The sequence below is a fragment of the Bacillus marasmi genome (assembly GCF_902168435.1).
In the GTDB taxonomy this organism is placed as follows: domain Bacteria; phylum Bacillota; class Bacilli; order Bacillales; family Cytobacillaceae; genus Bacillus_BU; species Bacillus_BU marasmi.
The window spans coordinates 65,102-91,395 of record NZ_LR656177.1 but is presented as its reverse complement, the minus strand read 5'-3'; the positions used below and the strand labels follow the sequence as shown (position 1 = coordinate 91,395).

General features: G+C 40.8%; 30 protein-coding genes. All 30 read right to left on the bottom strand.

The window, feature by feature from the left end; all coding sequences use genetic code 11:
* Nucleotides 1–176 precede the first annotated feature (176 nt).
* Nucleotides 177–980: a sigma-70 family RNA polymerase sigma factor gene (locus tag FXW34_RS17710; RefSeq protein ID WP_246141156.1), complete on the bottom strand. Its 804-nt coding sequence runs from the start codon at nt 978–980 to the stop codon at nt 177–179.
* 30 nt (nt 981–1,010) lie between these two features.
* Nucleotides 1,011–1,907 (bottom strand): MinD/ParA family protein, encoded by an 897-nt coding sequence (locus FXW34_RS17705; RefSeq protein WP_147535386.1) that lies wholly within the window; start codon nt 1,905–1,907, stop codon nt 1,011–1,013.
* Nucleotides 1,864–3,363, bottom strand: a complete 1,500-nt coding sequence (gene flhF / locus FXW34_RS17700) for a flagellar biosynthesis GTPase FlhF (RefSeq protein WP_147535385.1) — start codon at nt 3,361–3,363, stop codon at nt 1,864–1,866. The genes FXW34_RS17705 and flhF overlap by 44 nt, the downstream gene beginning before the upstream one ends.
* Nucleotides 3,360–5,393: a flagellar biosynthesis protein FlhA gene (gene flhA, locus FXW34_RS17695; protein ID WP_147535384.1), complete on the bottom strand. Its 2,034-nt coding sequence runs from the start codon at nt 5,391–5,393 to the stop codon at nt 3,360–3,362. Before flhA ends, flhF begins: the two co-directional genes overlap by 4 nt.
* Nucleotides 5,390–6,481 carry a flagellar biosynthesis protein FlhB gene (gene flhB, locus FXW34_RS17690; RefSeq protein ID WP_147535383.1) on the bottom strand — a complete coding sequence of 364 codons (1,092 nt, stop codon included), beginning with the start codon at nt 6,479–6,481 and terminating at the stop codon, nt 5,390–5,392. The genes flhA and flhB overlap by 4 nt, the downstream gene beginning before the upstream one ends.
* A gap of 2 nt (nt 6,482–6,483) precedes the next feature.
* Complete coding sequence (gene fliR / locus FXW34_RS17685; protein WP_147535382.1) at nt 6,484–7,266, bottom strand: flagellar biosynthetic protein FliR; 783 nt, start codon at nt 7,264–7,266, stop codon at nt 6,484–6,486.
* Between the two features lie 4 nt (nt 7,267–7,270).
* Nucleotides 7,271–7,540 (bottom strand): flagellar biosynthesis protein FliQ, encoded by a 270-nt coding sequence (gene fliQ, locus FXW34_RS17680; protein ID WP_147535381.1) that lies wholly within the window; start codon nt 7,538–7,540, stop codon nt 7,271–7,273.
* 207 nt (nt 7,541–7,747) lie between these two features.
* A complete protein-coding gene (fliP, locus tag FXW34_RS17675; protein ID WP_147535380.1) occupies nt 7,748–8,497 on the bottom strand; it encodes a flagellar type III secretion system pore protein FliP in 750 nt (249 codons plus the stop codon).
* Between the two features lie 5 nt (nt 8,498–8,502).
* Complete coding sequence (locus FXW34_RS17670; protein WP_147535379.1) at nt 8,503–9,066, bottom strand: flagellar biosynthetic protein FliO; 564 nt, start codon at nt 9,064–9,066, stop codon at nt 8,503–8,505.
* Nucleotides 9,067–9,109: 43 nt separating this feature from the next.
* Nucleotides 9,110–9,742 (bottom strand): MotE family protein, encoded by a 633-nt coding sequence (locus tag FXW34_RS17665; protein WP_147535378.1) that lies wholly within the window; start codon nt 9,740–9,742, stop codon nt 9,110–9,112.
* Between the two features lie 11 nt (nt 9,743–9,753).
* On the bottom strand, nt 9,754–10,188 hold the full coding sequence (fliJ, locus tag FXW34_RS17660) for a flagellar export protein FliJ (RefSeq protein WP_187119012.1): 435 nt from the start codon (nt 10,186–10,188) through the stop codon (nt 9,754–9,756).
* On the bottom strand, nt 10,185–11,507 hold the full coding sequence (gene fliI / locus FXW34_RS17655) for a flagellar protein export ATPase FliI (RefSeq protein ID WP_147535376.1): 1,323 nt from the start codon (nt 11,505–11,507) through the stop codon (nt 10,185–10,187). Before fliI ends, fliJ begins: the two co-directional genes overlap by 4 nt.
* A 3-nt stretch (nt 11,508–11,510) precedes the next feature.
* The gene (locus FXW34_RS17650; protein ID WP_187119011.1) at nt 11,511–12,311 is read right to left on the bottom strand and encodes a FliH/SctL family protein; all 801 of its coding nucleotides are present in this window, start codon (nt 12,309–12,311) and stop codon (nt 11,511–11,513) included.
* Complete coding sequence (gene fliG / locus FXW34_RS17645; RefSeq protein ID WP_147535374.1) at nt 12,298–13,320, bottom strand: flagellar motor switch protein FliG; 1,023 nt, start codon at nt 13,318–13,320, stop codon at nt 12,298–12,300. Before fliG ends, FXW34_RS17650 begins: the two co-directional genes overlap by 14 nt.
* Nucleotides 13,304–14,914, bottom strand: coding sequence for a flagellar basal-body MS-ring/collar protein FliF (gene fliF, locus FXW34_RS17640; RefSeq protein ID WP_147535373.1), 1,611 nt, complete (start codon nt 14,912–14,914; stop codon nt 13,304–13,306). The genes fliG and fliF overlap by 17 nt, the downstream gene beginning before the upstream one ends.
* Nucleotides 14,915–14,944: 30 nt before the next feature.
* Entirely contained in the window at nt 14,945–15,244 is a 300-nt protein-coding gene (gene fliE / locus FXW34_RS17635) for a flagellar hook-basal body complex protein FliE (protein WP_147535372.1), read from the bottom strand.
* An 11-nt stretch (nt 15,245–15,255) separates the two neighbouring features.
* Entirely contained in the window at nt 15,256–15,708 is a 453-nt protein-coding gene (gene flgC / locus FXW34_RS17630) for a flagellar basal body rod protein FlgC (protein WP_147535371.1), read from the bottom strand.
* A gap of 5 nt (nt 15,709–15,713) precedes the next feature.
* Nucleotides 15,714–16,106, bottom strand: a complete 393-nt coding sequence (gene flgB / locus FXW34_RS17625; protein ID WP_147535370.1) for a flagellar basal body rod protein FlgB — start codon at nt 16,104–16,106, stop codon at nt 15,714–15,716.
* Between the two features lie 308 nt (nt 16,107–16,414).
* Nucleotides 16,415–17,104 carry a glucosaminidase domain-containing protein gene (locus FXW34_RS17620; protein WP_246141155.1) on the bottom strand — a complete coding sequence of 230 codons (690 nt, stop codon included), beginning with the start codon at nt 17,102–17,104 and terminating at the stop codon, nt 16,415–16,417.
* 311 nt (nt 17,105–17,415) lie between these two features.
* The gene (locus FXW34_RS17615; protein WP_147535369.1) at nt 17,416–17,757 is read right to left on the bottom strand and encodes a hypothetical protein; all 342 of its coding nucleotides are present in this window, start codon (nt 17,755–17,757) and stop codon (nt 17,416–17,418) included.
* 271 nt (nt 17,758–18,028) lie between these two features.
* On the bottom strand, nt 18,029–18,370 hold the full coding sequence (locus FXW34_RS17610; RefSeq protein WP_147535368.1) for a hypothetical protein: 342 nt from the start codon (nt 18,368–18,370) through the stop codon (nt 18,029–18,031).
* A gap of 15 nt (nt 18,371–18,385) precedes the next feature.
* A complete protein-coding gene (gene fliS / locus FXW34_RS17605) occupies nt 18,386–18,766 on the bottom strand; it encodes a flagellar export chaperone FliS (RefSeq protein WP_147535367.1) in 381 nt (126 codons plus the stop codon).
* Between the two features lie 299 nt (nt 18,767–19,065).
* Nucleotides 19,066–19,977 (bottom strand): hypothetical protein, encoded by a 912-nt coding sequence (locus FXW34_RS17600; RefSeq protein WP_147535366.1) that lies wholly within the window; start codon nt 19,975–19,977, stop codon nt 19,066–19,068.
* 480 nt (nt 19,978–20,457) lie between these two features.
* On the bottom strand, nt 20,458–21,084 hold the full coding sequence (locus FXW34_RS17595) for a flagellar brake protein (RefSeq protein WP_147535365.1): 627 nt from the start codon (nt 21,082–21,084) through the stop codon (nt 20,458–20,460).
* Between the two features lie 174 nt (nt 21,085–21,258).
* Nucleotides 21,259–22,164: a flagellar hook-associated protein FlgL gene (gene flgL / locus FXW34_RS17590; RefSeq protein WP_147535364.1), complete on the bottom strand. Its 906-nt coding sequence runs from the start codon at nt 22,162–22,164 to the stop codon at nt 21,259–21,261.
* A gap of 16 nt (nt 22,165–22,180) precedes the next feature.
* On the bottom strand, nt 22,181–23,638 hold the full coding sequence (gene flgK / locus FXW34_RS17585; RefSeq protein ID WP_147535363.1) for a flagellar hook-associated protein FlgK: 1,458 nt from the start codon (nt 23,636–23,638) through the stop codon (nt 22,181–22,183).
* Nucleotides 23,639–23,668: 30 nt separating this feature from the next.
* Nucleotides 23,669–24,151 (bottom strand): flagellar protein FlgN, encoded by a 483-nt coding sequence (locus tag FXW34_RS17580; protein ID WP_147535362.1) that lies wholly within the window; start codon nt 24,149–24,151, stop codon nt 23,669–23,671.
* Between the two features lie 11 nt (nt 24,152–24,162).
* Nucleotides 24,163–24,438, bottom strand: a complete 276-nt coding sequence (gene flgM, locus FXW34_RS17575) for a flagellar biosynthesis anti-sigma factor FlgM (protein ID WP_147535361.1) — start codon at nt 24,436–24,438, stop codon at nt 24,163–24,165.
* Nucleotides 24,439–24,517: 79 nt separating this feature from the next.
* Complete coding sequence (locus tag FXW34_RS17570) at nt 24,518–25,072, bottom strand: DUF6470 family protein (protein WP_147535360.1); 555 nt, start codon at nt 25,070–25,072, stop codon at nt 24,518–24,520.
* Between the two features lie 164 nt (nt 25,073–25,236).
* Nucleotides 25,237–26,271 carry a protein-glutamate methylesterase/protein-glutamine glutaminase gene (locus FXW34_RS17565; RefSeq protein WP_147535359.1) on the bottom strand — a complete coding sequence of 345 codons (1,035 nt, stop codon included), beginning with the start codon at nt 26,269–26,271 and terminating at the stop codon, nt 25,237–25,239.
* Nucleotides 26,272–26,294 lie beyond the last annotated feature (23 nt).

The window sequence follows — 26,294 nt, the reverse complement described above, 5'->3', positions numbered from 1 at the left end:
GGGCTGACTTTACGCGCCAAATCATCTGCCCTCAAATTTTATCTATATAATTTCTACGGATTCAAAACCACATGTTCATGCTGTCTACAGTATTAATCAAAATATGGATATTTAGGAACCTCTACCCTAAAAGTACTAGATAACTAGAGCTTAGTCAAATGACTAGAATTTATATTTTAATAAAATGAATCTAATGTATATCCCTTGCCTTCTAGGTGTTGTCTCATCCGCAGCACCGCTTTAGAATGGAGCTGTGAAATCCGCCCCTTTGTAAGGCTTAACACTTCAGCAATTTCAATTTGTGATAGTCCTTCATAATAAAATAGGGTGATGACTAGTTTTTCTTTTTCAGGCATGATGTCTATACATTGGGCGATCATCTTTTGGAATTCACCCATTAGTAGATTGCGGTCCTGTGAGACGGATTTATCATCCACGAGCTGGTCAACGTGATTTTGTTGTTTGCCCTCGTCATTAGCTGAATTGACCGGAGCATCTAGCGATAGAAGTGCAGAAGTGGATAGAACCGACATCGCCTGATCGACTTCTTCAGCTGTCATATCTAAAAAGCTGCTAAGCTCTGCTTCAGTCGGTGTTCTCATTAGCTTTTGTTCTAATTGTGAGTATGCTTGATTAAGCTTTTTAGCCTTATCTCTCAAGCCCCTAGGTATCCAGTCCATCTGTCGGATGCCATCGAGCATCGCTCCCTTAATCCGCCATAAGCCATAGGTCTCAAATTGATAGCCCTTTTTGTAATCGAATTTTTGAATCGCCTCAACAAGTCCGATATAGCCCAGACCGATTAGGTCCTCTTTTGGAATAATTCGGTGCGGGATACTCATGCTCATTTTACTGGCCATTTGCTCAACTAAGTGCATATATTGTTTTGCCAGTTTATCCTGTGTTGACGAATCATCTTTTTCGTTATAAGTCCGCCACAAATGATAATTTGGAATAACCTCTTGCTTAACCGGGTTCACTTCGTATCCCTCCCCTCTTTAAACTCGTTACTAAGTCCGTTTACCTAAAGAAAAGACTTTCTGAAAGATCCCCTTCATTCCTTTAGGAGAACTAGTAGCATTGGTGTTTATTTCTGGAACATATACAGCCACAATTTGCTTAATGCTTTTCGTGGCGAGGCAATTTGGATAGGAAATAAAGAAAGGAGTTTGGCTCCGCACCGATTGACGCACATGCGTATCCTCCATTAAAAAGCCAAGCGTCTTCACTTCCAGCTTTAAAAAATTACTCGTCGCATTTTGCAAAGCGCGCGCCGTTTCCAGGCCTTCTTTATAATTTTGCACGCGATTCACGACTAAGCGAATCGGTGGTGGCTGCTTCGAAAAATGCTGTACCGTCTTTAAAACCGAGTAACAATCGGCAATCGAGGTCGGCTCAGGTGTTGTCACCAGAATCGTTTCATCTGATGCCAATATCCAGTCGATGAGTTCCTTCGAAATTCCCGCTCCCGTATCAAGTAAAATAAAATCCGCATAGGCTTGAAGCTCTTGAATTTGATTCCAAAAATGAGTTAATTTTTGCTGATCAAGGTCCATCAGCTCTTCGATATCGAGCCCGCCGTAAATATAGTTGATGCCATCAATGCCATGCTCAATGATGTCCCAAATTTTTTTCTTTTGATGGAGGACATCTACTAAGCTGTACCTTGGTGTAATGCCCATTAATATATTGATATTTGCTGTAGATAGGTCCATATCTAATACGATGACTTTCTTTCCAATAGCTTTTAAACCAAGTGCAAAATTGAGCGTAAAATTCGTTTTGCCAACTCCGCCTTTTCCACTCGTAATTGTGATGACATGCGAAGATTTCTTAGTCGTTTCGTTTACTTCTTGTTCGGCACTAAATCGATGCATATATTCCCTGAGGGTTTGTGCTTGATCCATCGCTATTATCACTTCCTAATATGTGGTTCACAATCAGCTCAGCGTCGAACGCTAAAATATCCTCTGGTACACTTTGGCCATTGGTAAGGTAAGCAATTTGATAAGGATACTTGTAAGCGATATTCAAAATCGAACCATAGCTGCTTGTTTCATCAAATTTAGTAAGAATCAATTTATTTATCGGACTATTCTCAAATTCATTTAGCAATAATTGCATATCTTCATACTTTGTCGTCAAACTTAGCACCAAATAATTATCATTTTGGAAAGGATGGTCTAAATATTGATTAATAGATTCACGGTATTTATCTTCCTTGTAATTGCGTCCGGTTGTATCCATGTAAATTAAGTCATAATGTGTAAGCTTATCAAGAACAAGCTTTAATTCCTCTGCAGAACGAACGACTTCAATTGGGACGTTCAAAATTCCAGCATACGTTTTTAGCTGTTCAACAGCCGCAATCCTGTACACATCAGTGGTAATCATTGCAACGCGGCGCTTCTGCTTTAACACCTGTTCGGTTGCAAGCTTGGCAATTGATGTTGTTTTACCGACACCGGTTGGACCAATCATGTTAATCATTCGTGTTTTTTCATCAACAGCGATGGATTCTGGAACTCGTTTCATGATGATTTGCAGCATCATTTCACCGATTTCCTGCTTGAGTGTATGTTGATCGACAGCATTGATGTCCTCATGCTTCTGAAGCACGTGATCAACTATATGCTGAATGATTTCATCATCGATACCCTGTTTTTTCAATTGGTTTACCCATTTTGCTACGGGCGCTGGCATGATACTGCTTGCTTTGTCAGCCATCATGTATGTCATCATCATTTTGCGCATTTGCTGAAGCTCATCGAGTACCTGATTATTGCTAGAGTCTTCATTCCTGCTATCGGGATTGTTATTGATTTTATTAATCGTTTCGTTTTTCGCTTGAGCCATTGGTGCGCTTTCCGGCTTTGATTTTTCAAAAAGAGGAATGAATTCCTCATTCACTTGTTGAGGTTGAGCAACTGGTTCGCTCCGTTCCACTGTTGGTGGTACTGGTGCCGCTTTTGGTTTCTCCTGAGCAGTCGGTGCTGCTGCTTGTTGTTGGACCTGCTCTGCCGGCGCTTGCTGTGAATAGTATTGATATAAATTCTGCGGCTTGCTATGAAATCCGGAGGAAGGTTGGTCCTTCTCACCGTTCATTGGTTCAAATGTATTGATGGCTGGAGCTTGTCTGTCAGGTTTGCTTTTTAATTCAACGGAAAACTTCGGCTCAGGGCGATCCCTGTAAGCATCAATTGAGTATGCCGTTACTTCATATTTTTGTTTCGCGAACAGCCCAAACAATCCACCGGTTTTTACAACAGCCGTGTTAACGATAATCGCGTTATCTCCTAATTCCTGACGTACCATCTTTAACGCTTGCGGCATAGAATCTGCTACGATTTTTTTCGTTTTCATATGTTCACCACTCCTATACTCTGAATCTCAGTATCTGGCTCCAATTCGGTGTAGGCAAGAACTGGCACAACCGGCATGATTTTATCTACTAACTGTTTTAAATACATCCGAATTTGCGGAGAAGTTAGGAAGATTGGCTGTCCACCGGCATTGATAATTTGTTCGATATGAGTTTTAAGCACTTCCGTAATTTTTCGAGAAAGCTGCGGGTCCATCGCTAAGTAATATCCACCCGCTTCGCTTTGCTGGATGCTGTCTGAGATTCCTTTTTCCAAGGTTGCCCCTGCAGTTAAAACTTGGATGATTCCATTTTCCGTATATTGCTCGGTGATTTGACGTGTTAACGACTGGCGCACATACTCTGTTAATACTCGTGGGTCCTTTGTATAAACGGAGTAATCCGCTAATGTTTCAAAAATTGCTGCTAAATCGCGAATGGAAATTTGTTCACGCAGCAAGTTTTGCAGTACCTTTTGAATCTCGCCAATTGTCATTAAATTTGGGACGAGCTCCTCAACAAGAGCTGGGTGCGTTTCTTTGAGATTATCGACTAATTCCTTCGTTTCTTCACGACGAAGCAATTGATGTGCATAACGTTTTAATACTTCGGTTAAATGAGTTGCAATCACGGACGGAGGATCGACAATCATATAGCCAAGCAGTTCGGCTTTTTGCTTTTCCTCCATATTGACCCAAATCGCCGGGATTCCAAATGCAGGTTCAATGACCTTGATTCCGTCAATATCATCGCTTGACGGTCCTTGGTTCATCGCTAAATAATGATCCAAGTACACTTCACCCGTGGCGATTTTACTACCTCGGAATTTCAGCACATATTCATTCGGCTGGAGCTGCAAATTATCGCGAATCCTGATCGTCGGTATGACTAAACCTAATTCAATCGCAAATTGGCGGCGGATCATCACAATTCGGTCAAGGATATCTCCACCTTGCTTCGTATCCGCTAAGGGAATGAGGCCATAGCCGATTTCAAGCTCCAATGTATCGAGCTGAAGGAGATTGATAACCGTCTCAGGGCTTCGAATATCCTCCTCCGTCTCTTGAATTTCAGCCTGTTCCAACCGTGCTTCTTCCTTCTTCATGTTCTGCTGCATCTTGTATGCAGCATAGGCCATAATCCCGGCCACTGGTAACGTCAACAAAAGACCGATTGGTGTAAACACACCTAGAGCTAAAATCGTTCCAGCTACCATATAAAGTTGTTTTGGGTATGAAAAAATTTGCTGTAAAATGTCTGTGCCTAAATCACCGTCTGATGCGGCCCTCGTTACAGTAATACCAGTTGCTGTCGAGATCAATAAGGCGGGTACCTGGCTGACTAAACCATCCCCGACTGATAAAAGCGTGAAAGTGCTAAGCGCTTCCTGAAATCCCATTCCATGAATCGCCATACCAATCGCAAAGCCACCAATAATATTGATTAATAGGATGACAATCCCGGCGATGGCATCTCCTTTTACGAATTTACTGGCACCATCCATCGCTCCGTAGAAATCCGCTTCCTGTTCAATTTTCTTACGGCGTTCCCGCGCATCATGTTCACTGATTAAGCCGGCATTCATATCCGCATCAATACTCATTTGCTTACCTGGCATCGCGTCTAATGTAAAACGTGCTGTTACCTCAGCCACACGTTCCGAACCTTTGGTAATAACGATAAATTGAATGATGACGAGAATTAAGAACACGACGAAACCAATGACGGCGTTCCCGCCAATAACGAAGGAACCGAACGTCTCAATAACCGCTCCTCCATCTGCTTTTGATAAAATCGAGCGGGTTGTCGATACATTTAAAGCGAGTCTGAATAATGTCGCAAGCAAAAGCGCTGTTGGAAAAATCGAGAAATCGAGCGCTTCCTTCGTGTTCATTGAAACTAGCAAAATCATAATTGATAATGAAATGTTAAAGATTAATAGAAAATCTAATAATAAAGTTGGCAAAGGGATAATCATCATGGCCACAATTAAAATGACAACTATCGGCACTGCCATATCTTTTATTTTCATGATTTCATCTCCTTATACCGACCTTCTTGGAAGTATACATAAGCTAAAATTTCACCGACTGCATTAAATAATTCCTCAGGAATCGTATCCCCAATTTCACAGCTGGCAAATAGACTTCGAGCAAGCGGTTTGTTTTCAACCGTCATAATTTTATGCTCTTTGGCAATTTCTTTAATTTTTAAAGCAACATGGTCTTGGCCTTTGGCAATAACCTCAGGCGCTGCCATCGTGTCAAAATCGTAACGGATAGCGACAGCAAAGTGAGTCGGGTTGGTGATGACAACATCAGCCGTTGGCACTTCTGAAATCATTCGATTCATCGCCATTTGACGCTGCTTCGCCCGTCTCTGACCCTTAATGAATGGGTCCCCTTCCATCTTTTTATATTCATCCTTGATGTCTTGCTTTGACATCCGGAGCTTTTTTTCATGGTCAAATTTCTGGTAAAGATAATCGGCTGCAGCAAGAACAATTAAGAGAATTGCAACAACCATACCGATTTGAATCGCCAGCGAACCTATAAAACGCGCTGCGTCCCAAATGCTTTTATTCCCAATTTTCAGCAGCTCGTCCATTTGGCGCCATACGACCCAAAAGGCGATACCACCGACGATTGACATTTTTAAGATTGATTTAATTAATTCAACAAGCGAACGCAGTGAAAATAATCTTTTAAAACCGCTAATTGGATTGATTTTTTCAAGCTTCATCTTTAAAGCTTCAGTGTTAATCATGAAACCAACCTGCATATAATTGGCGATTAATCCAGCAACCATCGCCACGCCGAATAACGGCCCGACTAGTTTTACGGTTTCCCATAATAATTGAGTAAAGAGGAGCTTCGTGTTGTCAATTGACAACTCCCATAGCATATATTCCGAAAAGCTTCGTTTGAATATATTCATACAGCCTTCAATAAAGCTTTGCCCAGCAATCATGAGGTAGGAAAAGCACAGCAACAGCGTTAAGGCGCTTGAGACCTCCATGCTCTTGGCAACCTGGCCCTTTTTCCTTGCCTCCCGACGTTTATGGGGGGTCGCTTTTTCTGTTTTTTCACCAGAAAAGAATTGTAAATCTAAGCGAAGCATGCTTATGCCCCCATTAATTTCAGAATGGAAAACATCGAATCAAACATGTTTTCAAATAATAGTTTTAATAAATAAAAGAAACTTGGCAGTACAAAAATATAAACCGAAAAATGCACCAAAATTTTGATTGGCGGGAACACGGTAAACATGTTCATTTGCGGTACAGTTCGTGAGACAATCCCCAGTGCGACATCGACAATAAAGAGTGTCCCAACAATAGGGGCCGCCATCATAAAGCCAATCATAAACATTTGGGTGAGGCATTCTAGTATAAACGTAGATAGACGACCATCGAGCCAGGCTGGTACAGCTGCATCCAGTGCAACCCACTCAAAGCTCGTCAAGATTCCGCGAATAAGTAGGTGATGCCCATCGATTGAAAACAAGACTAGAAAGGCAACGATATTTTTAAAGCGACCTGTCAACTGAGTATTAGTTCCAAAGCTCGGGTCATAAAGGGTCGCCATTGAAAAACCAATCAGTAAATCCATCAAGGAGCCGGCCATTTGAACGGCATAAAAGAAGATGCTTGCTACCATTCCCAACACGAGCCCTACTAAAAATTCTTTCAAAATCATGACCGATAGCGTCCAGTCAGACCAGGCTTCAATGTCAGCTGGGCCCTCAACCAAACCTACTGATAACAGACTGAGTATGATTCCTAGCGTTACCTTGTATTGGTTCGGTATTTGCCGGCCTGAAAAAATCGGGGCGGTAACCATAAAGGTTGTGATTCGAACAAAGATGAGCAAAAAGCTCCACCATGATGCAATATCAATGATCATCCTGCTACCCCACAAATTGAGAAAGATTTCCCAATAGGTTTTGTGTGAAATTTACAACGCGCTCGAGCATCCATGTTCCAAAGAATAAAATTGCCAGGAAAACGGCAATAATTTTCGGAACAAACGCCAGCGTCTGTTCCTGAATTTGCGTGGTTGCTTGGAATATACTGACCAATAAACCAACCCCAAGCGCTACACCACAAATAGGTGCGATGACGATTAAAATCGTGTATATAGCTTCCTGAGCAATCCGTAAAATCATTTCAGTAGTCATCCATCATACTTCCTTTACTAAAGGCTGTTTTTACAAATTAGTGTTGATTTCCGCTCCGGGCACTTCGCGGACCTTAGGGGTGGGCGGTGAGCCTCCTCGGCGCTTTAGCGCCTGTGGGGTCTCACCTGTCCCACTGCTCCCGCAGGAGTCTTCGTGCCCTCCGCTCCAATCAACACTGCGTAAAATCAATTCGTTTATTTACGAATACTAGAAACTCACGAGCAAGGATTTTACAATTAAATGCCAGCCGTCGACTAGGATGAACAACAATATTTTAAACGGTAACGAGATCATTACCGGAGGTAGCATCATCATACCCATGGACATCAGTACACTCGAAACGATCATATCGATGACTAGAAACGGCACAAATACTAGAAACCCCATTTGAAACGCTGTTTTCAATTCGCTAATCGCAAACGCTGGAACTAACGCATTCATCGGAATATCCTTAATGCTTTCAGGGCGCTCCATTTGCGCGTAATCCATAAACAGCGCTAAATCCTTCTCACGGGTGTGCTTCGTCATGAACTCCTTCAACGGGACACTTGCCGCTTCGTACGCCTCCGTTTGTGAAATCGTACCTTCCATCAATGGTTTAAATGCCACATCATTTACTTCTGAGATAACTGGTCCCATGATAAAAAAGGTCATAAATAACGCTAAGCCAATTAATACTTGGTTAGGCGGGATTTGCTGCGTTCCGAGCGCGTTGCGGACAAATCCTAACACAACGATAATTCGTGTGAAGCTTGTCATTAAGACGAGAATCGCCGGGGCGATGGATAAAATCGTAATTAACAAAATAATTTTTAGCGTATTGCCGACGTTTTCGGGGTCCTCGCTACCTCCGATTTCAATTCCAGGAATCAGTGATGAAATCGGATCCTCGGCATATGCAAACGTGAAAAAGCTAAAGGTAAGAAGCGGTACTAAAAAAGCTAATTTACGAATCATACCTATTACTCCTCACCATTATGTTTGTTAAATTTATTTAAGTTTTTCTTTAAAACGTTAAACCACTTTTTCTTGGAATCTAGTGTCAGCCATTTCGGCGTGATCACTTCCGCTTGATTTTCAAAGCCCTCCAGCAAGGATTGATATTCCTCACCTTTTTCAATCGTGCGAATCAACGAGATTTGATCGCCGACTCCGACAATGTAAATCGTTTGGCCAATCAACACGACCTGCAGGGAACGATTATTGCCTAAAGTTTGACCTCCAAGTGAAAGGATCGGTCCATTGCTTTGGAAACTACGATTTCGTTTCGATAAATAGTTCATGAGCAAAAATAATAAGCCAATGACTAAAGCAAACGAAAAGATAAATTTAATGAATGAGGAAAATAACGAAGCTTGCGGGCTATCAGTTGGTTGTGATGGCTCTTTTTTAGATGATTTCTCGCCCTTTTCGATAGCATCATAGACGGAAGTATCCCCGTCAGAAGTTGAACCTGAGGCAAAACTTGTGGATTGATATGAAAATAGGGAAAATAGCAGTAAAAATACAAAGATAAAACGTTTCATGCTGGTCTCCTTCCTTGGAGTTACTTCCTCTAGTAAAATGTTGTTATGGTGTAGCTTGCTGTTGCTGTTGGACGATTTCCTGGATTTTTTCTTGAAGTACAGTTGGATCCTTTTCGCTCACTAAGGCAAGCTCCTTTAAAATCATCGTAATTTTCGCAGCCAGCTTTGGATCCTTCATACTAGCGAGAATGCTGCTTTGCTGGCTTTGCTTTAACATCGAAATCGTTAAAGTAGCTTCCTCAATCGACAACGTCTCTATCATCGCCGCAGCCTTTGAAGCAGGTATATCAGCGTAAATTTCAGCTACCTTTTTGACTTGCTTGTCGTATTCAACTGAGCGTTTTTCTGTTAATTGGTCTTTTAATCTTTGATTGCTTTTCGTGAGCTGCTTAATTTTACTTTGCTGCTCATCAAGCTCTTCTTTTTGGTCAGCAATCAAATTGTTCATCTCTTCTAATTCTTGTTTCAGGTCGAAAATCGTGTTCTTTTGCGAACTTGACTCCCCTGGAATCATGTCCCGAACAACCGGTATGTTGTTTCCCCAGTCCTTCAAGGTCTGCTTAACCGGAATATCTAATGCGAAAATAAAAATCAAACAGAAAACAGACGTAAAGAATACCGGGACAATCGCTACATATAACAGGGACGCCAATTTCCCTCGGGGCTTATCATCCATTTGATTTCTCCTTAATGCCTCCTGGAATGACGAATAACAGCCATTTCATCCAACATCGCTTGTTCCTTCTGGTTGACCATTGTCTCAAAGGCAAGCTTTGATTTAGCCTTCCATTGGTTCCACATTTTGGCTTCCTTTGATTTTTCAATCAAAACCTGCTGTTGCTTTTCAACCTCTTGTTCAATGAGCTGAGATTGAATTTCCAATTGCTTTAGCTGATGGTTTACATGGTCAATTCCTTGTTGAAATTCCATGATTTCCATTACAGTCTTACGATTGACATGGTCGTATTGGTGAAATGCCTTATCCTTCTCCGATTCGAGGCCTTTCATTTTTAGTTCTAGTTCCAATTGTTTATTTTTAACAGAACCAAATTGCTGCTCTGCCAGTTCTTTTTCTTTTTCCTTCACATCAAGCACCTTTTGAAAAGAAAAAATAAAACTCACCGCATATTCCCTCCAAACTGTGATATTAAATATTCTTTGCCGTCCTCTAATTTAGAAACTTCATAGATTCCTTGCCGTAAAAATTGATCGATTTGCGGCTTTAAGCGGACAGCGAGGTCGATATCACGATTTGAACCCTTTTTATAAGCACCAATATTGATTAAATCCTCGGCTTCATTAAATGCAGCTAGCAATTTATTAAAGTTTCTGGCAGCGTTTAAGTGTTCTTCTGAGGTGATTTCCGTCATGACACGACTTGCGCTTTTCAACACATCAATCGCTGGAAAGATTCCCTTACCGGCAATGGCTCGGTTTAGCACAATGTGTCCGTCCAAGATTCCCCTGACAGCGTCAGCAATCGGTTCATTCATGTCGTCCCCATCGACCAAGACAGTATAAATCGCAGAAATCGAGCCCTTTGGTCCGGTGCCTGTCCGCTCTAATAATTGGGGCAACATCGCAAATACAGACGGTGTATATCCTTTTGTTGTAGGTGGCTCACCGATGGCTAAGCCTACTTCACGCTGGGCCATTGCGAATCGTGTGACAGAGTCCATAACCAGGAGGACATCTTTTCCCTGTTCCCGGAAGTATTCGGCAATCGAGGTCGCGGTCATCGCTGCCTTAATTCGAATCAGGGCTGGCTGGTCTGAAGTAGCACAAATGAGCACCGACTTTTTCAAGCCTTCCTCACCAAGGTTTTGTTCGATAAAATCAAGCACTTCTCGGCCCCGTTCTCCGACTAAGGCAATAACGTTCACATCAGCAGTTGTGTTGCGACACATCATCCCAAGCAAGGTGCTTTTTCCAACACCACTTCCAGCAAAAATACCCATCCTTTGCCCTTTCCCGAGTGTCAAGAGACCATCAATCGCGCGTACGCCGACCCCTAATGGCTCATGGATTCGCGGTCTAGTTAACGGATTTGGGGGCTTGGCATGGGTTGGGACTTCCTCTAAACCAAACGGTAAAGGTTTGCCGTCAATCGGCTGCCCTAATCCATCCAAAATTCGTCCGAGCAGCTGAAAGCCTGCTTTGACCATCATCGGTTTTCCGCTGGCAACGACATCACATCCAGGACCGATGGCACGTACTTCACCAAGCGGCATTAAGAGCACTTTGTTTTCACGGATTCCAACAACCTCTGCAGAGATTGGGGTTTGTGAATTGGATGGGTAGATGGAGCACAGCTCACCAATTCGAACATCAGGGCCTTGCGATTCGATAGTAAGACCGATGATTTGTGTTATTTTCCCATTGACTCTAACCGGGTCTAACCCGCGAATCACATTGATATATTTTTCAGCTGAAAGTTGCATGCTTTACTCCCTTCCAACCTCGAGAATCGCCTTCTTGATTTCTTCGATTTGCGTATCGATTCGGGCATCAATACTGCCATATGCAGTTCGAACCACAACACCTTTAGCTGTAACTGAATGGTCAGGAATGATTTTGATTTCTGTATCGCCATTTACAACGGAAACGAGATGAGCCCGCTGTGATTGAATATAATCAAAATCATCTGGGTGAACACAAATGGTGATATATTCCTTTTCCTTAAACCTGAGAATATGCTGTTGAATGAGCTCCACAAATTTCTCAGGATAGCTGGTTAATTCCTGTCTGACGATTTGCGTCGCAATCGTCGTGCTTAACTCGAGTAAAAACGGCTCTGCCTCGGCGATTATTTCTTCCTTTTGCACGTAGGCTTGGTCAATAATTTGCTGCGCTTTCGCAAATTTTTCCTCATAAGCTTGGCGAACCTCTGCTTCAGCCTCTAGCTTTCCTTTTAAATATCCTTCTTCGTAACCTTGATGAGTGGCATCAATTTTCACAACTTCTAATTCTTGTTGATTTTCCTGCCACCACTGCTCTATTTTTTGCTCAGCTTCAGCTTCAAGTTCATGCGCCTTTTGATGGGCTTGCTCAATAATGACTTTGGCCTCTTCATTGGCAGCATGAAGATAGTCATTCTCGAGAGCCTCAGCAAAGTCTGCACTTCTAGTAGCATCATCTTCTAATCCATGATGATCAGGGTGGAGCAGTATTTTCGGTTGGCTGATGACCTTAACTTCATCTGTCATTGACAGTTGCGAGGCTTTAAAAATTTTAGAGTAGGACATCATCAGAACCACCCCGTGAAATAACAACCTCACCGGTATCCTCTAGACGACGGATAACAGAAACAATTCGCCCTTGGGCCTCCTCAACTGCTTTAACACGTACCGGTCCGAGGAATTCCATATCCTCTTGAAAGCTTTCAGCCATACGCGTAGACATATTGGCCAAAATAATCTTCTTCACCTCAGGGCTAGCAGCTTTTAATGCAAGCAGTAAGTCCTGATTGTCAACCTCTTGAATGACACGCTGAATCGCGCGGCGATCGAGATTGATAATATCCTCGAACACGAACATTCTCTTTTTAATTTCATCGACTAAGTCGTTGTCTCGTTCACTTAATTGTTCTAAAATAAGCTTTTCGGTTGAGCGATCAACACCATTTAAAATATTAACGATGGATTCAATTCCACCGACAACAGTGAAATCATTCCGAACAGTTGCTGCTAATCTAGATTCTAAAATATGTTCAACTTCCTTAATCACTTCTGGGGAAGTTTGCTCTAATAGGGCAATCCGCCTTGCAACATCAGACTGGAGCTCTGGTGGCAGCGAGGATAGAATGGTCGCTGCCTGCTTTTGATCCAAATGCGCCAATACAAGCGCAATCGTTTGCGGATGTTCATTTTGTAAAAATTGATAGATTTGCATGGGATCGATTCTTCTCGCAAAATCAAACGGTTTAACCTGCAATTGCGAAGTGAGCCTCATGATAATTTCTTCAGCTCGTTCTTTGCCTAGTGCTGCTTCTAGAACATTCTGAGCGTAATTAATCCCACCCATTGCTAAGTAATCCTGGGCAATGCACATCTCGTGAAATTCTCTTAAAACTTCTTTTTTATCTTCGCTGCCTACTTTAGAAATGTTTGAGATTGCAAGAGTTAATTGCTCGATTTCTTCATCTGGCAAATGCTGATACACCTTAGAAGATGCTTCCTGTCCCAATGAAATAAGGAGAATTGCTGCTTTTTGCTTTCCAGTTAGTTTTGCCAAGGTGTTAAGCCTCCTCCTCATTCAGCCATGTACGAAGCATTTTTGAGAAATCTTCAGGCCTTTGTTCAAGTAATTTCTTCAATTGGGTTTCGACACCCATTTCCTGCTCAACAAAATACTCCAGTTCATCCACTGTCTGAGGCTGTTGTTGTAATGGCAGGTCATTAAATGGAATCTCATCTTGGGCTGCTTTTCGCTTGCGGCGCATCATCCAAAGGACAATTCCTCCTACCAATAGAACAGCTGCCGCAGCTCCACCAGCAATCCATGGCCAAATAAGCGCTTCTTCTGCCTTTTTAGACTCACTTTCTTCAAACTTGTGCGGGAAAATCGTAATTCGCTGTTCAACCTCGTCATCCGATAATTCTGGGTGCCCTAATGCAGTACGGACTGTGTTGGAGACAACATTCCGGATATTATCAAGGGTCTCTTGAGGTAGCTTATTTGGTTCAGACGCATTTGATTCAACCCCGACATTGATGGTAATATCATCGATTACATATGGGCTTTTTGTAATTTGATTGTTAATCCGATTAACCTCATAGTTCACCTTTTCCTGAAGCTCCTCATACGAACTACCATCACCAGCTCCATCTTCAGAAGCTACATAACCAGGAATATCGGTTTCTCCAGTGCCGACAACACCGCCATTAGCCTTAGTGCCACCTGTTGAGGACACAGAGTTTCGTTCAGAGCTAATCGGGATTCCTTCATTGTTTTCATTTGAAGGCTGAACTAAGTTTTCTTCTGTTTTCACTTTGTCAAAATTCATTTTCACGAATGTATGAACGTATACCTTATTTGTTCCAAGTATGGTTCCAAGCAAGCTTTGTAAACCTCTTTGAATATCCTGCTCAACATCTTTTTGGATTTTTCGTTGCTTATCATATTTATCAAGTGACTGATCATCTTCATCGCCACCTTCAAGCGCAAGCGTCTCACTGTATTGGTTCATGATGGTGATGTTTTCAAGCGGCAGCTTTGGAACACCGCGAGAAACAAGAGTGTATAACGCTTGAATTTGTTTCGAATCAAGCTTAACTCCCGGTTCGACTTCAACCATGACCGAGGCAGTTGAGTTCTCCTGCTGATCCTGACGAATAAATACCGAATCCTCAGGTAATGTCAGTATCACTTCTGCATTTTTTATACCGTCTACATATTTAAGTACGTCAGCCACTTTGTTTTGCATCGCTTCACGTTCTAAGATGTCAACTTGGCGATCAGTTGCACCAAAGGTTAAATTCTCGCTAAAAACGTCATAATTTATATCATTTTTCTTCGGGTATCCTGAAGAGGCGAGACTCACGAGTAATTCTGGAGCATCTTTTTTTGGTACCTGAATCATTGTCCCAGAATCGGAAAGCTGATAATTTGTAAAGCCTTGCTTATCCAATTCAGCCTTTATGTCCCCAACTTCCCGCTGTGTTAGTTGTCCTTCATATAAAGGGACATATTGTGGTCGAGATGCAAAAAAGATTGTGGCAGAAAGGGCAACAATTAGAAACAAAAAGGTACCAATAATAAGACCCTTTTGCTTCGAGCTCCGCGCACCCCAATAATTAGTGAAGTGCTCCTTTGATTGTTTGATTTGATCTATCCATGATCGATTCATAACTCACCCAGCTCAGCTTTCTATCATTCTTTAAAATTGCATTCTCATCGTTTCTTGATATGCTTCCACAGCTTTATCTCTTATGGTTACGGTTAGTTCTAACGCGATTTTTGATTGTTGTGATGCAATCATTACATCGTGTACATTATCAACTTTTCCCGCAGCTACTTGCTTTGTTAGCTCAGTAGATTTATTAATCGTTGAATTCACGTTTTCCATATAGCTTTTGAAGACGTTTGCAAACGACGTATTAGGTGCCTCTGTATTGACCTTTGGTGCTGGATTCTGATTGATTTTCGAAAGTCCTGCACCAATCGTTTTAATATCCATTTATTCCACTCCTAGCGTCCGATTTCCATCGCTTTCATCATTAATGATTTACCAGTATTAAAGGCAGTAATGTTCGCTTCATAGGCACGAGAAGCCGAAAGCAAATCGACCATTTCCTTTGATAAATCAACGTTTGGTGTCATCACATACCCTTCAGCATTCGCATCTGGGTGAGTCGGGTCATAAACCGGATTAAACGGAGTTTGATCTTCGACAATTCTTGTTACACGAACACCTTGAAGCTTTGTGCTCTGTGATTTCTTATCCATTTCACCGCGTAAAACCTGTTCAAAATTCTTTTCGCGCGACTCCATTACCACCATTTTGCGGCGATATGGTTCCCATACACCATTGACAAATTTCCCTCGCGTTGTTTGGGCATTGGCAATGTTTGATGAGGTGATGTCCATCCGTAAACGTTGAGCCGTTAGGGCAGAGCCACTAATATTTAACTGTTCAAACATTTAGACTAGCCCCTTCCCTTAATCGCATAAGATAAATTATTAAAATGACCTGATACTCGCTCTGTCAGCATGTAATACCACAAGGAGTTTTTACCCATTTCTGTCATTTCGTAGTCCATATCCACACTGTTTCCATTGTTATTAATAAACGCTTCCGTATTTTCAACCATTTGCGGCGCAGGAATAGCGCTACCTCGGCCAATCGTTACATGGCGAGAATCTGTTTTTGTGCCTACAAAGCTGGTTTGATCTGATAAATGTTTTTTCAATATATTCTCAAATGCTACCTGTTTCGCCTTATAGCCTGGTGTCTCGGCATTCGCAATGTTTTGTGAAATAACCTGTTGCCGCATACTCGAGGCATCTAACGCTGACTTTAGGAGGCTAATATTATCCAAAATTATCTCCACCCTTTTTGTTTTTGTCAGTTTTTTAGTTATTTTGATAAAATAAAAATCACATCATTATCAAATATACTATAAAAAAATACATGTGTACTGTGACATTTATAGCAATCGAAGTTGAACTTGATATTTTTACTGGTACCTCAATCAAAATTTACCAATAGCTATCAAAATCTTGTTTTATTGAATGGCTGTGTTAAATTTGGATGTTGATTTCCGCTCCAGACACTGCGTTCCAATCAACTTACCAATAATCAACAATCTGCATTAACAGAGCCTATTGAAGATGAATGACCAAAGCTCTATCCAATGTTTAACTTGTTGTAATATTTTGTGACGCCGTTTACCCAATAGTTATTTAGGCCAGTTGGGTCGTTCGCTGCACCAACTGGGGCATATTTCGCTCCAATGTTTGCTATCGTCGTTAAGCCTTTGTCGAGGTAGTTCTGACTTAAATTTCTGGCCATATCCATAATGCTGTCCTCAACAGTGGCATATGTTTTTAAGCCATTTTTTCCCATCATCCCGGCAATATTATTCTTTTCAAGAGCCGCTCTTGATTTCCCATTCCCAGTCTCGTGCTGAGCAATCGCTGCCAGTAATGCCGGATCAATATTATACTTCTCTCCAGCCTCCACAAACACCGAGCCCATTCCTGCTAGCTTCCCACTAAGGGCTTGATCAATTTGAGCAGCAGTACTTGACCCGAACGGGAGCACACTTTTGAGATTCCCCGCTTGATTGGCGAGCTCAGTAAAAGTAGTCATACTCGGTGCTTCTGGCGAACTTGTATAGGAAAAAGGATTTGGCAGCAGATTCATGCTTTCTTTCCCAATTAAGCTTGTTGGTTGTTGGTCAAGAAGCTGGTTTAATACACTCGAAAACAATTTACTAAACTCCGCATTTTCAGTCATTTGCGCTCTGAGCTTATCGTTTCTCGTAATTGTGTTAGTCAGCATTATTTTAGTCAGCATATCGTCACCGATAATCACTCTCTAAGCACCTCCTAGTCACATCATTAAAGTGAAACTTCCATCAGTGGGGGTAATTACTGCCCGTTAAGGCGGGATAAAGAACAAAAGCGCAAGCGCCTTGATCAGGGGCGACTGGAAAGGTCCGCCCTGCAGGAAATCCTGATTTCCGGAAGGGATTGACTTGTGACCCCGAGCCCCTAGGCGCTGGAGCTGGGCGTGTATAACGTTGTGAAACTTAATCACATCATTACAATTTATAATTTCCTAAGAAATGAAAAAAGGCGTGTACCACGTTATTTTCATCTCGTGTTCCACGCTCCGATACAAGGTTAATTGTTGTCGACTATAAGAGTGTTTGCTTTTTGACCTTCAAATAAGGCCTTAATCTCGCTTAACGAATCCTCCTGAAGCTTTAGTAAGCTTTTGAGTTTTCCGTTTTCTATTTCCCCTTCTGTCAGCAAAATCGTGCAGGGATCCTGTTCATTTCGTAGAACCAATATTTGCTTGCCTTGATAAACGAAATTTTTTAGTAGAAAATATGTTTCAGTTAGCATGTTATCGCCAACAGTTATATTCATAGGTTTTGTAAAAAAAGGTTTATTTTTCCTAAACTCATTCAAATCATATACCTGACCAAATTTAGCTTGGCCGGCTAATTTCGGCTTATCCACGACACTCTTCCCCTCTGTGTCCAATAAAAATATGAATTTAGCTAGTTAAATTTTTATAAGCTTTATATTTCCACCCGATTTTGAGACATAATCTCAACTAGATTGTTAACAAAATTTATTATAATTGAAATAAAGATAGTTATATTAAAATAATTGTTACAAAATTGTGTCTAACCCCCTTAAAAAAGTTTACTAGGTGAATTAGGACTAATTATGGACAAAAAAAATACTCGTCGTACACGAGTATTTAGAGTTGCATAAACAATCGGAATTACTTCTTTTCGTCTAAGAATACGCCGCTTGTTTGCTTACTATATGGCTGAAATTTTTTAGAAACCTGTTTATTGATTTTTTGTTGATTAATTAAACTTTCCGTTTCCGCATGCGCTTTGATTAATTGATGAGTGACCTGAGTATCGATTAAATTCATTTCTCGCAATAATAATTTCGCTTGCTGTGAATACTGATGATGTTCCGTTTTTGCTACCTCAATTTCCGCGATAATCATGTTGCGTATATCAAGTAGCTCATTAAGCTTCTCATAGTCCTCTTCATCCAATGACTGCTTCATCATTAATGTAATATCGTAAAGCTTTGCGATTAATTTATCCATATTTAATCAACAACCCTACTGCTTTGTTTTATTTAACTTTATTGCTTCGGACCATGTATCTAGCAGTTCTAATGATAATCCTTCTACTTCGTCGAAAAGCTCAAGCTTTTTCGTTAAGTTTGCTTCAATTAAGCGAGTTTTCATAAAATCATATAATGACAATAATGATTCAGAGATTTCGTAGCCGGTTTTTAAGGTTACCATTAGTTCAGTAATAATGTCTTGCGCTCGTAGATTATGCTTATGACTTGCTTCGATATTATTATTCTCAAGATCGTGTTTGGCTAAACGAATAAATTTGACGAGGCCTTGGTATAGCATAAGCGTTAGTTCTTCCGGACGGGAAGTTGTAACCGCTTGTTTTTGATAGGTTTGATAAGGATTTTTTGTCACCATGTTGAGTATTTCTCCTTTCACATAAAACCAAAAGTTAATTTTATTATCGGACTTTGCTGCGGAAAGTTTAGGAGTAATTTGGGGCAAATGTTGATTTCCGCTACAGGCACAAGCGGTCCACGGGCGGTGCAGGGAGCCTCCTCAGCCCTTTGCGCCTGCGGGGTCTCCCTATGCCCTTTACTCCCGTAGGAGTCTACGTGCCTTTCTCTCCAATCAACTAAGTTTGCACTATCACTAATACAACAGCCACCCCTAAAAAAATAAAGCTACCCCGTTGGTTAGGGATAGCTTGATTGGAGTTATATTAGGCGACTAAGCGGCTCGACTTGGTTTTCTTTTTTGATGATTTGGTTCAGTTTTTGATTGAACGATTTTAAATTTTGTATTTTCGCCACATCATTTAAACTGTTGAAAACTTCAATTTCCTTCGCTAGACGTGACATATCTGCTGCTAAGTCCTGATTGCGTTGTTTTTCCTGTACTAATTGTCTTTCTGCCTTAGCTAACTTTTCCTGTAGTACTTGCTTTTCTTGATTCATTTCTGTTTTGATATTTGTGATTTGCTGAAGTGCCGATTGATTTTGCAAAGCCAAATTCGTTAGCTCATATAAACTTTTCAGCAATTGATTAAGATTCAATCCCGGCAACTGCTGAACATTCGTAATGAATCCTGATAATATATCTAGCAAATCATCAGCTTGTGTCGATGCAGCATAATGAACTTGCACATCGTCCTGCGGATTTCCGATTAACTCCGTCGCCACTACAGGTATACTATCTTCAGAAATCGTAGCATATTTTATTTCCATTTGCGCCTGATTTTCAGCTTGCTTTTTTGCTCCATTTTTGACGAGCGTATAATATTTATAATTAACCGACTGATAGCCTCGATTTAACAGCTGGGCTATTTCCTCTAAAATCTCAGTAATATTTAACGCCCCTTCTTCCTGGCGCGCCTGAATATAGCGAAACATAAATTCCATTTCTTGTTTTGTCCATTTTCGGTTAATCTTTTTGGCCTCATCATTCGTTTGATTTGCCAGGTCAGCACTATTTTTTTGTACCATCAATAGTTGATGATAATAGGATGATAATCCCCCAGGATTTATGCCATGCTTTATTTCAAGCTCCCGTACCATTTCTTCCTGTCCATCGATTTCTTGATTCATTAATGCTTCCTTCATTTGAAAAATAGCTGTCTTCAAACTCACAATGACTCCTCCTTGTAATCATATTGTTCGATTACAACTTGTTTTTTCTGACCATTAATTTTTGATATTCATCAAAAACAATCAAGGTGCGACGATATATTGAAATAGCAGATTGTTTGACTAAAATATTACCGATGACAAAATTAATAAATATTTTCAACGCAATGATTTATATCACAATTATTAATAAAATAACAAATATTTTATGAACATTATATAATTTTCTTTGTTATCTGTAAATATACAGAATCAAAATGATGTTCAAACAAAATAAAAACAAGCAAATCTCTCATCAAATACATGGTTTGATGGGATTGGCTTGTTTAATAATTTTTGCCACTCTAAACTTGTCTGTTGATTTCCGCTCCAGGCACTTCGCTTTGCGCCTACGGGGTCTCCCTATGCCCTTTGCTCCCGCAGGAGTTTTCGTGCCTTCCACTCCAATCAACTTAGACGAAACTATTATTTTTATATCAAAGCCTATGAATTGGTTCTTAGTCTCATTTTTCTTTGTTGTTCGAAGCAGGATTGGACTATAATGGTCTGATCCTTTGGGCTGATTTCGGTGAACTCTACCGCAACAAAGGTATGAGTTTTATCTTCTGATTGATAAACGCGTCTGATTTCTCCATGGAAGGTAATGAATTCAAGATCGTGAGCCTGGACATTTGGGACGAGCACTTGTCCAGTTAGCGGCTGACCTTCCTTAAGGTCGAGTTTTCCGGGACCTGAGAATAATAATCCCCCGGCACTGACGTTTACGGTCGTATACTCATTTTCTAATAACACGAGCTTTAAATGAAGGTTAACACGGAAGTTTTCACGGCGTTGGATGCGATAAATCTTTTTCTCAATTGGTTTAAGGATTCGATAGAGCGGGATATTGTCTAGTTTTTTTCCGGTAATTTCCGATGAGAATTTATATAGATTTTCACCAACTTTATACGAAATCTCGATTTCAGTTCCGTTAGGCAAAATACCAATTCTATCAGACATCGGGATTCCAATTAAGATTTCATCGTCTTGATACTCAGCAATAATTGACCTGTAAGACATCTCCTTTTGAACAATATCGATGAGGATTTGTTGATTTATCTTGGGATACATTGTTAAACACCTTCAATATCAGTTTTTTTGTTCGTAAAATAATTAGGAGATAATTTCACGTTCATGAAAAATATGTAAGTAATAATGAAATAAAAAGGCTAACTCAAAAGGATAATACCACTTTTAGAGTCAGCACAACAGATTTTTATTTTTGTAATATATTAAACAATTGCTTTATCTTAAGAAATCGACCAGTGTTGGTTGGATAATTCGCGCTCCTGCTGAGAGAGCTGCACTGTGGACGTTTTCCTGCGCTTTGAGGTCGATGATAACTTTGGATATATCAGCATCTTCTTCAAGGGATAGCAACCTAGTTGTTGATACTTCAAGCGCATCAACTTTTGAAGCACTTAGCTCGAGCCGATTCATTCGGGCACCGAGTTCAGAGCGTTCCTTTAGGATATTATCGATTTGAAAATCCAATTTATCTAAAAAGTCAGCACTACCACTGCTATCTGGCGCATTAAAATGATTAACAATATCCTCTAAAACCTTAAATACCCCACCAGCACCATCGTTATTAAATACGGTTGTCCCCAACACATTGATTTGAATATGATTCGTTTGTCCGACCTGTAACTCTAGCTTTTCATTGTTGGTGTTTCTGAATTCCTTTGCAGAATCTGGAACAGCTTCGTCTGCACGGAATGGCGGAGTCTTTACATCAGTACCGGCAAACACGTATCTTCCAGCAATTTGAGAATTAGCAATTTCACCTAGATGTTCTTTTAATTGGTTAATCTCTTCAGCAATCGCTTGACGGGCACTTGGATCATTTGTATCACTGAGTCCTTGAACAGTAAGTTCGCGAGCACGTTGCATCACACTCGTAAGCTGATCGAGTGCTTCGTCTGTCGTAGACATCCACGAAAGGCCATCTTCAAGATTCCGTTTAAATTGATCAACTTCATTTAGAGAAGATCGATAATACATACTTCTTACTGCCGTTACAGGATTATCAGATGGCAAATTAATTTTTTTCCCAGTCGATAATTGATTCATGTATTTTCCCATTGCTGTATTGCTACGTTGTAGGTTAGCAAGCAAATTTTGGTTTAGCATGTTTTGCGTAACTCGCATGATCCTTCAATCCCCCTTACAATCCTACTCTGCCCATTCCATTAATGACTTTATCTAAGCACTCATCCATCACGGAGACAACTCGGGCAGCAGCATTGTATGCTTGTTGAAACTTAATCATATTCGTCATCTCTTCGTCTAAAGAAACGCCAGAAATCGATTGACGGCGATTTTCAACCTGTTCAACGATTCCTTGGGAATTAGCACGCATCCGCGCTGCTTCCTGTGAATCAATTCCAAGCTGTCCAATAATATTTCGATAAAAATCGTTCACGGTTGAGGTTGAATCTGAAAAACTGAGATTCTTTGTTAATAAAATATCGGCAATCACTTTCGCATTGTCACCATTTCCGCTTGATGCGATACCGGTTTTCGGATCCTTATGTGCAGCTGAGATAAAGTCAAGTGAATCCATTATCTTATCGTTCACTGCTAAATCTTGAGCCGAAGTACCAGTGAAAAAATCAAACTTATCTGTACTTCCATTTTTTATATTGTCTAAGCTTTCACCATTGCGATGCGCTTCATTAACGGCTTTTACAACCGTCATCGCAAAATCATTCATTTTCCCTTTAATGTAAGGAATGGTAGATTCAGAACCTCCACCAACAAAGCCGTATGATTCGAACCGACCTAGAAGCTCGCCGGAAACAAGCTTGATTTTTTCATCAGCGATTGTGATGCTTTCTGGATCAATTAAGCCTGTTGTAGAATCATAGTTAAACTCTAGTTTATTGGCATTGTTTCCTTCGACAAGCATTCCTCCACCAACCGCAATATCAATCTTTCCGTGGGTAGAGTTGGTCACCTTCACATCAACGATCTTTGAAAGTTGGTCGACTAGTAAATCACGCTGATCATATAAATCATTCGGGTCATAATTGTTTGCGACAAGTCGTCCAATTTGATCATTTAAATTGGCAATTTGTGTAGCGATCGAGTTAACCTCGCCTTTTTTCGTATCGACGACATGCTTGAGGTCGGTTTGCATTTGGTCAAGTGAGTCCATGATGGACTTAAATGATTCCGTTACCGCAACACCTCTTTGCCGCACAACCGCACGAGCAGCAGCACTGTCAGGGTCTTTCGCCAACTCCTGCCAGCCCTTCCAAAATTCATTCATGATATAGGCTAAACCCTCATCTGATGGCTCGTTTAATATTTCTTCTATCTTAGAAAGGGAGTCGCTCTTGGCTTCCCAATATCCTAAATTTTTATTTTCAGAACGGATTTGAACATCTAAATAATCCTCGCGCATCCGTTCAAGCTTGCTTATTTCAACCCCTGTACCTAATTGAAAGGAATAGATTCCTGCAGAAACGCTCATTGCACTGCTTGCTCGCATTTCCGCTCTTTGCCTTGTGTATCCAGCTGAGTTTGCATTAGAAATATTATGTCCTGTCGTTGAGAGCGCTGTTTGCTGAGCGAATAGTGCTCGTTTCCCTACCTCAAGACCATGAAAGCTTGAAGCCATATCATTCCCTCCGTTTCAAAAACCTTTTCATTAAACTTTAGCATCCAATAGGCTTGCTTGATTATTTTTTGATTTCGGTCCATACCCCACAGGAGTATCCTTCGGGATAAACATATTCATTGAGTATTGAAGATAAGCTAATGTTGTTTCGATTAGCTGTTGGTTTCCTTTATTTATAGTGGAAATTTCCTGAACTAACGTACGAAGTTGCTTGGCGATTTTCGTCATAGTGGCTTCAATGTGGGCATCATTTAGTAGTTTAATGATTTCCTCAAGCGTAAAAGAAGTACCCCGATAACCATTCGTTTTAAGGTACTCCTCGACAAATTGTTTTCTTTGGTTTTCCAGTTTTTCAATCTCTATCGCAATTGAATTTTCTCGGTGAGTCATTTGCAGGAGGTTTTGATGATCCCCCTCAATCAAAACTTGACGTTTCTCTTTTGTCAGATCTAATAATCTTTTATGGGCATCAACCATTGAAACCAATATTTCAATTAGGTTTTTTAAAGTCATAGTCACTTCTCCTATTTGGAATCAGAACTCCAAAAGCTGATAAGCTTTTCAGCAACTTTACTTGAGTCCACCTTGTAATTACCTTCCGCTATCAGTTGCTTCAATTCTTGAACACGCGCTTTATGCTGGGCTTGCTCTGTCATTTTTGCTTGCGAAATTTCTCTGCCTGCTGAAGAAATGCTAACGTCGCTTGAGGAAGGTGACTTTTTTATTTCTTTGCTTGTCACAGAATTTTTCTGTTGATTTTGATATGAGTACATACCATATTTCATATTATCAATTCTCATAACAAGTCGCCTCCTGTCTTTTTTTATTTTATCGGTAGATTTAGCCGATAGTTTAGTATTTTTTGAGGAAAAATTGAAACTATCCTAAAACATCTATTTTAAGCTCGGGCCACTCGCTCATAAATACCTCTGCTTTTCCGGGCTTGTAGTGATGGATTGGCTTTTGCGGTAAGATTTCAATCTGGGTACCTCCGATTTGCCAATCAATTTGCAGCTCTGTTGGAGTATAGTCAAACTTGACTGATCCGTAGCTCGGAATAAAACCAATATTAAAGTCCGGTGGTGGCTTCTGTGTTTGTTCTGTTGCCATGGCAACAATGGCATCTGCTTTATTTTTTATGGCCGCCATCCTATTTCCCCTTTGAACGATGGCATCAATCGCTTCTAACAGCTGCTGTCTACCAAATTGGGCAAAATCATCTGACAGGACGCTTGGACTTTTTAAATTCACTTCATTTCGTGCCTGTTCCTGATCTATCTCTAGCGTCCCTGGTTTGCGGTCGATGACCATTTTGGTATGCTCTTGCTTAATGGACATTTGCGCAGGAGGCTGCTCTATATCCTGAACAGGCTTCGTTATGCGTATTCCTATTTTAGCATAAGTTTGTTGCAATTGAATTTGAGGAATTTTCATAAACAACCTCCTATTGAATCTAACTGAATAATAGCTAGCAACATCCACATACCTTTATATAATATTATCGTCATATAGTCTGTGATGTTTAACAAGTGTGATTTTTTGGAAAAAGTAAAAATGGCGGTGAAAACTATGAGTCGTTTCCACCACCATTTATTAGATTAGTTTTTATTGATAAGTGCTTGGAGCAGGAGTGTCGGAATCCTTTCGATGGAGCCTTGTTTTTCAACTGCTCCGATTGAGTAAGCAACCTTGGGCATTCCGTAAACGACTGATGAAGCTTCATCCTGCCCGATCGTTCTACCGCCATGCTGGCGAATCGAAAGCAAGCCCTTCGCGCCGTCGCTTCCCATTCCGGTTAAAATAATCCCAATTGCTTTTTTCCCTATTTCTTTTGCGACCGATTCAAATAATACGTCGACTGACGGGCAATGACCGCTCACTTTTTCACCTTTAAAAACATCTAGCTTGATTGAAAAACCTCTTCTAATGATTCTCATATGACGTTCGCCAGGGGCAATATAGATTTTTCCTGGTTCAACAATATCTCCAGCCTCTGCCTCTTTCACGGCAAAATGGGTTTGCGCATCAAGACGCTCAGCAAACATTCTTGAAAAGTTCGCTGGAATATGCTGTACGACAACAATGCCCGGTATGTCACGCGGCAATTGCTTAAAGAGTCGAAGCAACGCCTCTGTTCCACCCGTTGAGGCACCGATAGCAATAATTTTCCCTTCCTTACTCGTAGTATATGATTTGATTTGGGTTTCGTTTTTTTCAGGTGCTTGTTTTATAATAATTTTTGATTGAGAGGCAATTTTTATTTTATTAATTAAATGGTAAAGGAACTTCTCCACTTCCTGCGGCGAGCCAACGTTTGGCTTACAAACAAAATCCACTGCACCTGCGTGAATGGCATCCAATGCCGCTTCGCTCAAGGAGCTTAATACAATGACCGGTATCGGATATTGTGGAAGTAGTTTTCGAGTATACTCAATTCCATTCATTTTCGGCATGACAATATCACAAATTAGCACGTCTGGTCGATATTTTAATAGCATATCGGTTGCTTCAAAAGCATCCTGGGCTGCCCCGACTACCTCAATCGCTGGATCTGACGAGATTCCCCGCGAGATTATTTCTCGATGTACACGGCTATCATCCACCACTAAAACCTTTATTTTCTTAACATCCACTGTAATCATCTCTTTTTATTGGA